The sequence below is a fragment of the Longicatena sp. 210702-DFI.1.196 genome, from assembly GCF_020563125.1.
GTDB classification, from domain to species: domain Bacteria; phylum Bacillota_I; class Bacilli_A; order Erysipelotrichales; family Erysipelotrichaceae; genus Longicatena; species Longicatena caecimuris.
This window is the reverse complement of sequence record NZ_JAJCPX010000004.1, coordinates 99191-112582: the sequence shown is the minus strand read 5'-3', so window position 1 is coordinate 112582 and position 13392 is coordinate 99191. Positions and strand designations below refer to the sequence as shown.

Annotated in this window: 10 protein-coding genes; all 10 read left to right on the top strand. The window is 39.6% G+C overall.

What is annotated here, in order from left to right:
* Positions 1–7 precede the first annotated feature (7 nt).
* The 10 genes from recA to LI241_RS03375 all read left to right on the top strand — a co-directional run bounded on the left by recA (position 8) and on the right by LI241_RS03375 (position 13319).
* Positions 8–1039, top strand: coding sequence for a recombinase RecA (recA, locus tag LI241_RS03420; protein WP_008688242.1), 1032 nt, complete (start codon positions 8–10; stop codon positions 1037–1039).
* Positions 1040–1241: 202 nt separating this feature from the next.
* Complete coding sequence (rny, locus tag LI241_RS03415) at positions 1242–2798, top strand: ribonuclease Y (RefSeq protein WP_008688243.1); 1557 nt, start codon at positions 1242–1244, stop codon at positions 2796–2798.
* A 5-nt stretch (positions 2799–2803) separates the two neighbouring features.
* Entirely contained in the window at positions 2804–3589 is a 786-nt protein-coding gene (locus LI241_RS03410) for a TIGR00282 family metallophosphoesterase (protein ID WP_008688244.1), read from the top strand.
* Positions 3590–3871: 282 nt separating this feature from the next.
* Positions 3872–4045 (top strand): 4Fe-4S binding protein, encoded by a 174-nt coding sequence (locus tag LI241_RS03405; RefSeq protein ID WP_008688245.1) that lies wholly within the window; start codon positions 3872–3874, stop codon positions 4043–4045.
* An 86-nt stretch (positions 4046–4131) separates the two neighbouring features.
* Positions 4132–5571 carry a tRNA (N6-isopentenyl adenosine(37)-C2)-methylthiotransferase MiaB gene (miaB, locus tag LI241_RS03400; RefSeq protein ID WP_008688247.1) on the top strand — a complete coding sequence of 480 codons (1440 nt, stop codon included), beginning with the start codon at positions 4132–4134 and terminating at the stop codon, positions 5569–5571.
* 181 nt (positions 5572–5752) lie between these two features.
* On the top strand, positions 5753–7414 hold the full coding sequence (locus LI241_RS03395) for a ribonuclease J (RefSeq protein WP_008688249.1): 1662 nt from the start codon (positions 5753–5755) through the stop codon (positions 7412–7414).
* Between the two features lie 26 nt (positions 7415–7440).
* On the top strand, positions 7441–9837 hold the full coding sequence (locus LI241_RS03390; RefSeq protein WP_008688250.1) for a DNA translocase FtsK: 2397 nt from the start codon (positions 7441–7443) through the stop codon (positions 9835–9837).
* Positions 9830–11338, top strand: coding sequence for a YjjI family glycine radical enzyme (locus LI241_RS03385; RefSeq protein ID WP_008688252.1), 1509 nt, complete (start codon positions 9830–9832; stop codon positions 11336–11338). Before LI241_RS03390 ends, LI241_RS03385 begins: the two co-directional genes overlap by 8 nt.
* Positions 11316–12155 carry a YjjW family glycine radical enzyme activase gene (locus LI241_RS03380; RefSeq protein WP_008688254.1) on the top strand — a complete coding sequence of 280 codons (840 nt, stop codon included), beginning with the start codon at positions 11316–11318 and terminating at the stop codon, positions 12153–12155. Before LI241_RS03385 ends, LI241_RS03380 begins: the two co-directional genes overlap by 23 nt.
* A gap of 96 nt (positions 12156–12251) precedes the next feature.
* On the top strand, positions 12252–13319 hold the full coding sequence (locus LI241_RS03375) for a BMP family protein (protein ID WP_008688256.1): 1068 nt from the start codon (positions 12252–12254) through the stop codon (positions 13317–13319).
* Positions 13320–13392 lie beyond the last annotated feature (73 nt).

Here is a 13392-nt window from a genome sequence, read left to right as displayed (position 1 = left end):
AAGTAGCATGAGTGAAAAGAAAGATAAGAAAACAGAGACAAAAGCAGAAGATAAAAAAGATACCTTATTAAGTGATGCAATTAAGGCCATAGAAAAGCAATATGGAAAAGGCAGCATCATGAAATTAGGAGATCGTGCTGCGGTAGAAATTGATGCTATCAGCAGTGGTTCCATCAAAATAGATGAGGCTTTAGGTATTGGTGGATATCCCAAAGGTCGTATCATTGAAATCTACGGTCCGGAATCAAGTGGTAAAACGACATTGGCATTGCACGCGATTGCTGAAGTACAGAAAAAAGGCGGGCGTGCTGCCTTTATTGATGCAGAAAATGCGATTGATCCTGTATATGCGCAAAAACTTGGGGTCAATATTGATGAGTTGATCTTATCACAGCCAGATAGTGGAGAACAGGCGCTGGATATTACCGAAATGTTAGTAAAAAGCGGTGCTATTGATTTGGTTGTCGTGGATTCGGTTGCCGCCTTGGTACCACAGGCTGAATTGGATGGTGAGATGGGTGATTCACAAGTAGGATTACAGGCTCGTTTGATGTCAAAAGCGATGCGTAAATTAAGTGGTGTCATGAATCGCAGCGAATGTACGGCAATTTTCATTAATCAACTGCGCGAAAAAGTTGGAGTTGTTTATGGCAATCCTGAAACCACACCTGGTGGTCGTGCTTTAAAATTTTATTCCAGTGTGCGTTTGGATATTCGACGCAGTGAGGCAATTAAAAATGGAACTGAAATTATTGGAAATAAAGTAAATGTAAAAATTGTGAAAAATAAGGTAGCGCCACCTTTTAAAACGGCTGCTATTGAAATCATGTATGGCGAAGGCATCTCTTATATCGCGGAGTTATTAGATTTATGTGTGGATCATGATATTGTTATGAAAAGTGGTGCTTGGTTTTCTTACAATGGTGAGAAAATCGGCCAGGGGAAAGAAGCTGCAAAAAATACGATCAAGTCTAATCCAGAACTGTTAGAAGAGTTAAAAACAAAGCTCATGGAGAAAACAGCAGCTGAAAAAGCTTAAAAAGCTTTAAGGATCGTTTAGTTTACCTATCAAAAAAGAAGGACAGGATTGCCCTTCTTTTACTTTTTGATGGAACGGCTTTCAATTTTTGATTCTAATTTTCCAAAAACTGCGGTTTTTAGTTGAGAAAAATGTGAAATTTATGTACAATATATGTTAGAGAATAAAATTCTCATTACATGACGAATGGAGGAATAGTGTTATGGAAAATAATGCACTGCTCATCTTTTTGTCTGCGTTGATAGGTCTTGCCGTTGGAATTATCGTTATGATAGTGGTATCTAAGGCAGGTTTAAATAAAGATCAGCAAAAGGCCAACCTGCTGCTGAAGGAAGCGGAAGCAAAAGCCGACGCAACCGTCAAGCAGGCAGTATTGGATGGTCGTACACAAGCGCATGAATTGAAACTTGCGGCAGAAAAAGAGATAAAAGAACGCAAGCAGGAGGTTACCGATATGGAAAATAAACTCCTGCGCAGAGAAGACAATCTGAATTTCCGCGATGAAACATTGACAAGCAAAGAAAAACAGATTGATCTGAAAAGTGCTCAATTAGCTGACAAAATGGCAATGCTAGATAAAAAAGACAAAGAGTTACAGGCAAAGATTGATGTACAGGTAGAGGAATTGGAACGTGTAGCGGCCATGTCTACCAGTGAGGCAAAAGAAGAATTATTTGCAATCACCGAAAAACGTATGGAAAAAGAGTTGGTTGCCTACATCAAAGAAAAAGAAGAAGAGGCCAAAGCAACTGCAGATGAAAAGGCGCGCAATATCGTTGCACAAAGCATTCAGCGCTTATCGCAGGATGAGGCCGTTGATCGCACCGTTTCCGTTGTTGCTTTACCAAGTGAAGAAATGAAAGGTAGAATCATCGGACGCGAAGGGCGTAATATCAAAGCCATTGAACAGGCGACTGGTGTTGATTTGATTATTGATGATACGCCAGAGACGATTACTGTTTCTTGTTTTGATCCAATTCGCCGCGAAGTTGCAAGATTGGCATTGGAACATTTAATCAAAGATGGCCGCATTCAGCCGGGCCGTATTGAAGAAGTTGTCAATAAAATCAAGAAAGAAATGGATACCAACATCATGAAGACTGGTGAAGATACCGTCTTTAAATTGGGTATCGGTCGTATTGACCGTGAAATCATTAAGATGATTGGTCGTTTAAAGTACCGTTATTCTTATGGACAAAATGCATTACAACATAGTATGGAAGTTGCTCATCTGGCCGGTATGATGGCAGCTGAACTTGGTTTAAATCAGCAGCTGGCTAAACGAGCAGGCTTGCTTCATGATATAGGAAAGGCTATGGATTTTGAGGTTGAGGGTAGTCATATTGAATTAGGCTACAAATTCTGTAAGAAACATGGTGAACGCGATGTGGTATTGAATGCGATTCAGTCACATCATGGAGAAGTTGAACCGAAATTTCTCATAAGCAATTTGGTTATAGCTGCTGATACGATTAGTGCAGCGCGTCCAGGTGCTCGCTATGAAGCGTTACAGAATTATATCAACCGTCTGGAAGAGCTTGAAAAGATTACAAAATCATTTGATGGTGTGGATAGTTCTTATGCGATCCAGGCAGGACGTGAAGTTCGTGTCATGGTCGTACCGGATAAGGTGGATGATTTGGCTTGTCATAAACTTGCCCGTGACATCAAGGACAAGATTGAGGCGGAACTGACATATCCAGGACAGATCAAGGTTACGGTCATTCGTGAAACAAGATCTTGTGAGCTGGCTAAATAAAAAATATGAAAGTCTTATTTATAGGAGATATCGTAGGAGCTGCCGGAAGGGAAACTGTTAGCCGGCAGCTTCCTCTTTTGAAACAGCAGTATGCCATCGACTTGGTAATTGCAAATGGTGAAAATGCTGCTCATGGGAAAGGTATTACCCGCCGCATTTATAACCAACTGCTGGCCTGTGGGATTGATGTCATCACCATGGGAAACCATACATTTTCTAAAAATGATATTTATCAGTTTATTGATGAAGCTGAGCGTATGGTACGCCCTGCCAATATGGAACCTTTAGAATATGGGGAACATACCGTTGTGATTAAGGTACAGGGGAAACGGGTTGCCATCACGAATTTAAGTGGTGAAGTTTGGATGAATAATGTAATAGATTCGCCGTTTTATTGCATGGAAGATATTCTTCAAGAAGTGGAAGCAGACATTTATCTGGTTGATCTTCATGCTGAGGCAACGAGCGAGAAAATCGCTTTTACGTATTGCTTTGCGGATCGCTTAAGCGCTGTAGTTGGCACACATACGCACGTACAAACTGCAGATGAACGAATCGTGTATGGGTGTGCGGCTATTACGGATTTGGGGATGTGCGGTGCGTATACCAGTGTTTTAGGACGTGATGTGAATGAAATAGTAACGCGTTTTACAACACAAGAGAAGACCAAATTCAAAATTGCTGAAGGTGAAGGGATTTTCTGTGGTGCTTTAGTGGATATCGATGATACAACGAATCGTGCAATAGGTATCGAACGCATTCAAATACGTCCAGAACATGTTGAATGTTAATTGCTTAAAATAGGAAGAAAGACAATGGAAAACCATTGAATGTTCTTCCTTTTTTTAACTTTGATTGCTTTCATCTTTCTAACAGGTAAATGTTTAAAGCCTTATTTAGGGGAAACTTTATGATGATCGGATATGTACAAGAAAAGATTTCTCAAAGGGTTGTTCATAGTTTTGTGAAAGACGTAACAAGTGCGTCTTCACAAAAGTATTTTTGGCTTTAAATGCTTGCATGTCCTTGGAGATATTGGTATAATAGGAATGGTTGTAAAGGAGGAATAAAGAATGCCAGTAAATGTAAATGCTGATACTTGCATCGGTTGTGGTGCTTGTGTAGGAGTTTGCCCAGTTGGAGCTTTATCCATGAACGCTGATTCTAAATCAGAATGCGATGAAGGAACTTGTATTGACTGCGGATCTTGTATTTCCGCTTGTCCAGTAGAAGCAATCTCTCAGTAAACCAAGTAGAAATGCTTGGTTTTTTTAAGTCAAGATCATCCACTTAGGATGTTTATTATATTAGAAAAAAGAAAGCAGGGAAGTAAATGAAAACACAGCCAGGATGGGCGTTGCCTAATTTGCATGAGGCCCAAAAACGTACACAGAAAGAAGTCACGATTGAAAAAAGCTTGTTTCAAATACCTAGTGAAGTTAGAACACTGGGACAGGGAAAGAAATACTATCTAAGAACTTATGGATGTCAGGCGAATGAACGCGATTCTGAAACCTTGGCAGGTATTTTAGAAGAATTGATGTTTACACCGGTAGAACACCCTGAACAGGCTGATTTGATTTTGTTAAACACATGTGCTATTCGTAAAAATGCTGAGGATAAGGTGTTGGGCGAGATCGGTTCTTTAAAGCGTTTGAAACGAAGCAATCCAGATTTGATTTTTGGTTTGTGTGGTTGTATGGCACAAGAAGAAGATGTCGTACAAGTGTTATTAGAAAAATATCGCCATGTCAATCTTATTTTTGGAACACATAACCTTCATCGTTTACCAGAACTTTTGTATGAGGTGATGGTTGGGCATAAGCGTAGTGTCGAGGTGTTGTCAAAAGAAGGCGATGTCATTGAAAATCTTCCGGTAAGACGTTTTGGCAAACATAAGGCTTGGGTCAATATTATGTATGGATGTGATAAATTTTGTACATATTGCATCGTCCCTTATACTAGAGGAAAAGAACGTTCCCGAGCTATGGAAGATGTATTGCAAGAAATACGTCAGTTAAAACAAGATGGCTATAAAGAAATTACCTTGCTGGGGCAGAATGTTAATTCTTATGGAAAAGATTTGCATATCGAAGGTGGTTTTGCGAAATTGTTGGAGGAAACGGCGAAAATTGGCATAGAACGTATTCGTTTTACAACAAGCCATCCATGGGATTTTAGTGATGAGATGATTGATGTGATTGCACGTTATGACAATATTATGCCATTTATACATCTGCCGGTACAAAGTGGTGATGATGAAATTCTGAAGATTATGGGGCGTCGTTATACAAACGCACAATATCTCACCTTATTCCATAAGATCAAAGAACGTATGCCAGAGTGTGCAATCTCTACAGATATCATTGTGGGTTTTCCTAATGAAAGCGAAGGACAGTTCCAACATACGTTAGATCTAGTGAAAGAATGTCAGTTCGATAATGCTTTTACCTTTATTTATTCTCCACGAGAAGGAACACCGGCTGCACGTATGGCGGATAGTGTATCTTTGGAAGTCAAACAGCGTCGCTTGGCGGAACTTAATGCTTGTTGGAATCAGTATGCTCACGTTAAAAATGAGGCATATCTCGGTAAAGTAGTCAAGGTATTGGTGGATGGCGCCAGCAAGAAAAAGGCGAATGTATGGAGTGGCTATACAGAAACCAATAAGCTTGTAAATTTTACTGGTGAGCATGTGACTGCTGGGGATATCGTAAAAGTGAAAATCACAGCATGTAAGACATTTTCTTTAGATGGTGAACAAATTCTATAAAAAGTGAGCAATCACTTTTTTTATGGTTTCGTTTATGGTTTTTGCGATAAAAAGCAATTCCCTTGTCTTTTTTTTGATGTTTAGTGGTATAATATCATTAGTTTATCATGGAATTTCGAGTTCATTCAGAATGAAACAATAAGAAAACATAATAACAATATGAAAACGGAGGTAACGATTTATGGATCAAGTACGCATTTTTGCGCTTGGTGGACTTGATGAAGATGGCAAGAATATGCTTGTCGTTGAAGTCAATGAAGCTATATTTATTATTGAAGCCGGATTAAAATATCCGGATACAGGACAGTTAGGAGTGGAATTCATCATTCCGGATTTCTCTTATCTGATCGAAAACAAAGAACGTATTCAAGGGATCTTCATCACCCATGCCCATGATGATGTAGTGGCAGCCTTGCCATATTTATTAAAACAGGTGAATGCGCCAGTGTATACAGGTGCTTTAACTGCGAATATCATTCATGAGATGCTAAAAAAAGAAGGCATAAAGAATGCAAAGATTCATCGTTTAAAACGCTGCAGTAAGCAGACAATTGGCGGTGTCAAAATACGTACATTCCCAATGACACATGCATTTCCTGACAATTTTGGATTGGCGATCAGTACCGATCAGGGATATATCGTCTATACAGGAGAATTTATCGTAGATTATGATATGCTTCAAAAAGAATATTTATGTGATTTAAACGAATTAAGTGATATAGGAAAAAAAGGTGTTTTGTGTCTGTTGTGTGAATCCCAGGGCGCTGATAAGAGTGGACACACGGCTCCTAAACATCGCATTACATCTTTGATTGAACCGATTTTTGAAGCTAGTGAAGGAACACGAATTTTGATTTCCTGTTATTCCCAAAGTTTATTCCGCATCATAGAAATTATTGAATTGGCGAAAAAGTTTAATCGCAAGATCTTTTTTCATGATAAAGGAATTCGTGAACTGTTAAAACATTTAGAAACGATGAAATACTATCGCGTTCCTAAAGAGATGGAAATCAATGAAAAGAACTTTAGTGATGACATGGAAGATGTTGTCGTTTTGATTAGTGGCAATGGTAAAAATCTGTTCCGTACGATGACAAATATCGCTAATCATGAAGATGCGCATGTAAGTTTCCGTACGAGTGATACGATTATTGTAGCCAGTCCAATTGTCAGTGGTACAGAATTAGATGCCAGCAATATGGAAAACGAAATTTATAAAGAGGGCGGCAAGATTTATACGCTGGATTCTAAAACCGTATTATCTATGCATCCATCCAGTGAAGATCTGAAAATGATGCTGTATCTCTTCCAACCTAAATATTATATACCGATCAAAGGCGAGTATCGTCATTTATATGTAAATGCAAATTTAGCAACGAAAATGGGGTATTCACCCGATCGTATTCTGATTTTGGAAAACGGACAGATTGCCTTATTTGAAAATAAAATCTTAAAGAGTGTCGCACAGCGTCTGGAATTAGAAGATACGATGATTGACGGTAAGGAAAATTGGGATGTGACAGGTGTTGTCTTGAAGGATCGTGAGGTTCTATCGACAGATGGGGTGATGATCATCGGTGTTGGTGTTAATCATAAGACGAAGGAAATATCCAATGGTCCGGATGTGCAGACTAGAGGGCTGATTTATTTAAAGGATGCAGAATATATCATTAAAGAAGTCGGTAATATCATGGAAAACTGTATCGAAAAAGCAGTAAAAGAAAAACGTTATGATAATTTGACAGTACGTGCAGAAGCGCGCGATAAGATCAGTAAATATTTAATGAAGGAAACCGGGAAACGCCCGATGGTCTTACCGGTCATTATGGAAATTAATTCATAAGTATTTTGTAGAGAAGGGAGGACAGTATGGCAGCAAAAAAGAAAACAAAGAAAGCGCAAAAGAAAAAACAGGCAGCTGAAAATGAAATTCTGGTTTATATTTATGCTTTGGTCCTCATTACCTTATCCATTATCGGATGTCTGGAAATTGGCTTTTTAGGCAATCTGATCACAGGTGTTATCCAATATGTGACTGGAAATCTATATGGTGTCGTTTACGGTCTTATCATTGTTTTTTCCTTCATGTGGATGCTTAAGAAAAATATTAGCGATGTACCTCTGAAATATACAACAGGGGTCATCGTTTTACTGAGCGCATGGCTAATTGCGGCAAGTTTGCCTAATGATGAAAAACTAACGGGGATGGACATACTATCCCATTTTCTTGGCAACAGTGCGCAAGTTTTTCATGGTGAACAGATTGGTGGTGGACTAATTGGTGCTTTTCTTGTGTCCATCACGACTTTTTTGGTGGATTATACGGGTACTAAGATCATTATCATCGCTTTAGTGGTCTTAGGCTGTATTTTGCTTATATCAGGGCCTTTATTTGCGTATTTACGGCAAGGGGCATCCGCATTCCAAAAGCCTTTTTCCTCAATGAAAGAAAATGCTCAAGCCAAACGTGAACAGCGACGAAATAAGAAAGCGTTGAAAAAGGAACAAAAGGTCGAAAAGACGAGTGAACAAGCAAATACCACACCTGCTAAGGAAAGCATGTTTGGTAAGATCAACTTGGAAGAACGCGTTCGTCCAGGACAGGTGTCTTTCTTAGATGTGGATGATGAGTTTGATATTATTACGGATGGTCGCAATGATGCTTTTGAACCGCTTGTGTCAAGCCAGGATGCTCATGAGGAAGAGGATGAGGTTGTCATAGGTTTTGGTACAGCTTCAAAAGCCGTGCAACAGCAAAAGGAAGATAAACGAATCATTGAAGAAACGATAGGAAAAAGTGATACATTCGTAAGTAGTTTTAAAGAGGATTGGTCAAAATATAAGTTGCCTAAGCTGACCTTGTTAAATGATATAGGAAAAAAAGCCCGCAGTACTGCGAATATCAAGGCAGCAAATGAAAGTGGCCAGCGGTTGATTGAAATCTTAGATGAATTTGGTGTACGTGCTACTTTAATGGCTACGCACATTGGACCATCTGTCACTAAATTTGAAGTAAAGCCGGATCTTGGCGTGCGTGTCAATAAAATCAGCAATTTGCAATATGATATTAAAATGGCACTAGCAGCAAAAGATATCCGAATTGAAGCACCGATACCTGGCAAAAGTGCTGTTGGCATCGAGATTCCCAATGTGGAAAAAACTAGTGTTAGCATGAAAGAATTGATGAAATCAGTTCCGGAAAAGTACCAGGATAAAAAAATGTTGTTTGCCTTAGGAAAAGATCTCATGGGCAGCTGTGTATATGGAGAACTCAACAAGATGCCCCATTTGTTAATTGCTGGAGCAACCGGAAGCGGGAAAAGTGTATGTGTGAATTCTATCATTACCTCTATATTAATGCGTGCAAGACCAGATGAGGTCAAGTTGCTATTAGTAGATCCCAAAAAGGTGGAGTTTACACCTTATAAGCAAATTCCCCATCTGTTAGGTCCGGTCATTACCGATGGAGAGGAAGCAAATCGCGCCTTAAAGGTAATTGTGGCCATGATGGATAAACGCTATGAACTATTTGCTATGGCGGGTGTACGTAACATTGCCGGCTATAATACATATATTGAAAATCATCCTGAGGATGGTTTAGAAAAACTACCGTGGATCGTTGTCATCATAGATGAATTAGCTGATTTAATGTTAGTTGCAGCGAAAGAGGTTGAAGCAAGTATTCAACGTATTACGCAGTTGGCACGCGCAGCCGGGATTCATTTGATCGTAGCCACACAACGCCCTAGTGTCGATGTTATCACTGGTGTCATTAAGGCCAATATTCCATCGCGTATCGCTTTTGCGGTATCTAGCGCTGTGGATTCACGAACGATACTGGACCAGATGGGTGCAGAAAAGCTCTTAGGTTATGGAGATATGTTATATATCCCGGTGGGAGAGACCAATCCTACCCGTGTACAAGGTGTGTTTGTAAGTGATGCGGAGGTACAGAGCATTTGTGACTTTGTCAGTGCCCAAGGAAAACCCAAATATGAGGATGCTTTTTTACGTTTAGAGGCTGTAGATAGTGAATATGCTGCTACGCAGGAAAGTGCAGATCCCTTGTATGAAGAGGTAAAATCTTTTATAATAAGTACTAGGAAGGCTAGTACATCATTGATACAGCGTAAGTTCAGTATTGGCTATGCCAGAGCTGCGCGGTTGATCGACGTATTGGAGGAACAAGGCGTTATCGGACCTAGTCGTGGTTCTAAGCCGCGTGAGGTGCTTGTACGCTATGAGGAGGATGATTTTGATGAGTAGAGTAAAAGATATTATCAGTGACCCTACACTAACTTATCAGCAACAATTATTGGCATTAGCCAGATTGGCTGAAAACGATGATGATTCATTACCTTTAAAACCGGAGATGAAAAAGGCATTGGAGGAAGAAACTTTATGTGATTTAGGAGAAGGAAGAGCACCTTATCGCCCTCGCTATATCTTGCCGGATTATCAAAAGTTGATGAAAGAAGGTTGCGCATTTTTAGGCTTGCAGCCACCGACAGATATCTGGGAAGCTACCAATGCTTTATTAATTATGTACAAACATGTTCCAAGCATTACTTCTTTTCCTGTCTATCTGGGTAACTTTGCTGATTTATTCACTCCATTTGATAAGGACGAAGAAGAAACGCGTAAAGCGTTGCGTCTGTTTTTGCTGCATATCGATAAAACGTTGACGGATTCTTTTGTACATGCCAACATCGGACCAGAAGATTGTCGTGTGGCAAGAATCATCTTAGATCTAACAAAAGAAATGCAGTTAGCAATACCAAATGTTACTTTATTGTATGATCCAGAACGGACAAGCGATGAGTTTGCGAAAGCCTGCATTGATTGTATGCTGGCAACAGCTAAACCAAGCTTTGCTAATGATGTCATGTATCGACAAGATGGTATCGGAGAATATGGCATCGCCAGTTGCTACAATGCGTTAAAGATCGGGGGAGGCGGTTATACGCTGCCAAGAATACGCTTATATAATGTAGCTAGCAAGGCAAAAGATAAAGCTGATTTCATGGAGCATATCTTACCATATTATGTAAACATGATGTTAGAATTTATGGACGATCGTATTCGCTATATCGTAGAGGAAAGTAACTTTTTCAAGGCTAATTTCTTGGTAAAAGAAGGCTTTGTTAAACGTGAAAACTTCACAGGTATGTTTGGTGTTGTAGGCTTGGCAGAATGCTGCAACCATCTTTTAGGTATAAAAGATCCTAAGGAAGGTTATGGACATAATGAAAAAGCACATCAACTTGGTGTCGAAATCATGAATGCGATTGAAACGATGGTAAAAAACCATCATGGTCTGTATTGTGAAGGCTGTCATAACCAATATGTGCTGCATGCACAGGTTGGTATCGACAGTGATGGCCGCGAAAATTCACCAGGTGCTCGTATCCCGATTGGCTGTGAACCGGATTTATGTGATCATATCGCTGTAGAGTGCAATTTCCATAAGTATTTTGTATCCGGAATCGGTGATATCTTTAAATTTGATGATACATGGAACAATACACCGGATGCATTATTGGATATCATCAAGGGAGCCTTTGCTCAAGGTATGCGCTATTTTACCGGCTATAATGCGGATAATGATGTAGTACGCGTGACCGGATATCTGGTAAAGAAAAGTGAAATTGAAAAATTGGACCGCCAAGAAGCAAGTTTGAATAATGTGACCGTGTTTGGACAGGGAGCACGTAACACAGCAAACGCTCTGGATCGTCGTGTATATGATGAAAGCGCCCGTAAATAAGATCATTCCTTTTTCCAATGTAGATGGCCCAGGTAATCGCTGCGCCATCTTTTTTCAAAGCTGTCCCTTCTCCTGTCTGTATTGCCATAATCCCGAAACAATCCATATGTGCATGCATTGCGGGGACTGCGTTACAACTTGTCCAACAAACGCTTTGACATTGGAAGCGGGAAAGGTCTTGTGGAATTCTGATAAATGCGTAGATTGTGATACATGTATTCATACGTGTACGCATTTAGCATCACCTAAGATACGCTATATGAGCGTAGAAGAATTAGTTGAGCAAATTAAAGCTAAAAAAGCTTTTCTGCGAGGAATCACGGTGAGTGGAGGAGAGTGTATGAATCATGCGGCTTTCCTATTGGACCTATTTAAAAAAGTAAAAAAGCTTGGGTTAACATGTTTGATTGACAGTAATGGGTATTACGACTTTTCACAATATCCTCAGCTGATGGCAGTTTGTGATGGGGTCATGTTGGATGTCAAAGCAGTTGATGCAAAATTTCATCAATATCTTACCGGCTGTGACAATACTATGGTATTAAAAAATCTAGCGTATTTATTACATACACAGAAGTTGGAAGAAGTACGTACGGTGATTTTACCTAATCAAGATGAACAAAATGAGAAAACAGTACGCTATGTCAGTGAGCTTTTGAAACAGCAAAGTCGATATAAGCTGATACGCTACCGCCAGTATGGAGTGCGTGAAGAAGGTTTGAAAGCGCTGGGAAATACAACGGTTTCGCAAATGTACGTGGCTCAGTATAAGCAAATCTGTGAGGAAAATGGTAATACGACTTCTATCATAATCTAGGGCTTTGTAAGGGCTTAATTTCTTGACAAAAGATAAGATTAATTGTAAACTTTTGATAGGACCATTAGGAAGGTCAAATAAATGGAGGAGAACCTTATGAACAAATTTGCAAAACTGAGTTTGGTCGCGATGATGGCTGCGACAACTCTTGCCGGTTGCGGCAGCAAAGACGATGGTGACAGCAAGAAGAAAGACTGTCCGGTAAAAATCGGCTTTGTTACGGATACCGGTGGTATTGATGACCACTCATTCAATGAGGGTTCATGGAAAGGTATTGAAAAGTTCGCAAAAGACAATAATATCAGTACGGACTGCATCAAGTATCTACAATCAAAAGGTGATGCTGACTATGAACCAAACCTAAATCAGTTATCAGAAGATGGTTATGATTTAGTTGTTGCAGCTGGTTATAAATTTAATGATGCAATGGCAAATGTATCAAAAGCAAATCCAGATACAAAATTCTTGGTCATCGATACGGTGATTGATTCTGAAAACGTACAGAGTGCTACCTTTAAAGCAGAAGAATCTTCTTATTTAGCTGGTGTAGCTGCAGCTATGCAGGCAAAGGCTGAAGGCGGAAATGCTGTTGGCTTTATCGGTGGTGAAGATGTTGATTTGATTCGTGCTTTCCAGGCTGGTTTTGAACAAGGTGTTAAATCAGTAGATAAAAACATCAAGATTTATGTAGATTATGCTGGTGGTTATGATAAAACGGAAAAAGGTACATCTTTAGCTGAAAAACATTACTCTGCAGGCGCTAAGGTTATTTATCACGCAGCAGGTGGTACTGGCAACGGTGTCTTCGCTGCAGCCAAAGACCGCGCTAAAAAAGGTGAAAAAGTTTGGGTTATCGGTGTTGATTCCGATCAGTTCAGCACAGGTATCTATGATAAGAAAGAAAATAAATCTGTAACTTTAACTTCTGCTTTGAAACGTGTAGATGCTGTTACAGAGGCTGTTTCTAAATCTGTATTGGACAACAAGTTTAAAGCTGGTTTGCAGACTTATGACAGTTCAAATGATGGTGTAGGTTTACCTGATGAAAACCCTAACCTGTCTGATGACATCAAGAAAGCTGTTGAAGATGCATCTGCTAAAATCAAATCTGGTGAAATCAAAGTTTCTGCAGAACGTACGATTGCTCCAGGAAGCAACGGTTAATTATTTCTACATATGTGATAAAGTCTCTCTTGTGAGAGGCTTTTTTTGCATGAAAGAGAGTAACGTAAAGATA

What these genes read in the sequence shown, in the direction of transcription:
- recA (WP_008688242.1), top strand. Translation starts at nt 8, where the DNA reads ATGAGTGAAAAGAAAGATAAGAAAACAGAGACAAAAGCAGAAGATAAA.
- rny (WP_008688243.1), top strand. Translation starts at nt 1,242, where the DNA reads ATGGAAAATAATGCACTGCTCATCTTTTTGTCTGCGTTGATAGGTCTT.
- LI241_RS03410 (WP_008688244.1), top strand. Translation starts at nt 2,804, where the DNA reads ATGAAAGTCTTATTTATAGGAGATATCGTAGGAGCTGCCGGAAGGGAA.
- LI241_RS03405 (WP_008688245.1), top strand. Translation starts at nt 3,872, where the DNA reads ATGCCAGTAAATGTAAATGCTGATACTTGCATCGGTTGTGGTGCTTGT.
- miaB (WP_008688247.1), top strand. Translation starts at nt 4,132, where the DNA reads ATGAAAACACAGCCAGGATGGGCGTTGCCTAATTTGCATGAGGCCCAA.
- LI241_RS03395 (WP_008688249.1), top strand. Translation starts at nt 5,753, where the DNA reads ATGGATCAAGTACGCATTTTTGCGCTTGGTGGACTTGATGAAGATGGC.
- LI241_RS03390 (WP_008688250.1), top strand. Translation starts at nt 7,441, where the DNA reads ATGGCAGCAAAAAAGAAAACAAAGAAAGCGCAAAAGAAAAAACAGGCA.
- LI241_RS03385 (WP_008688252.1), top strand. Translation starts at nt 9,830, where the DNA reads ATGAGTAGAGTAAAAGATATTATCAGTGACCCTACACTAACTTATCAG.
- LI241_RS03380 (WP_008688254.1), top strand. Translation starts at nt 11,316, where the DNA reads ATGATGAAAGCGCCCGTAAATAAGATCATTCCTTTTTCCAATGTAGAT.
- LI241_RS03375 (WP_008688256.1), top strand. Translation starts at nt 12,252, where the DNA reads ATGAACAAATTTGCAAAACTGAGTTTGGTCGCGATGATGGCTGCGACA.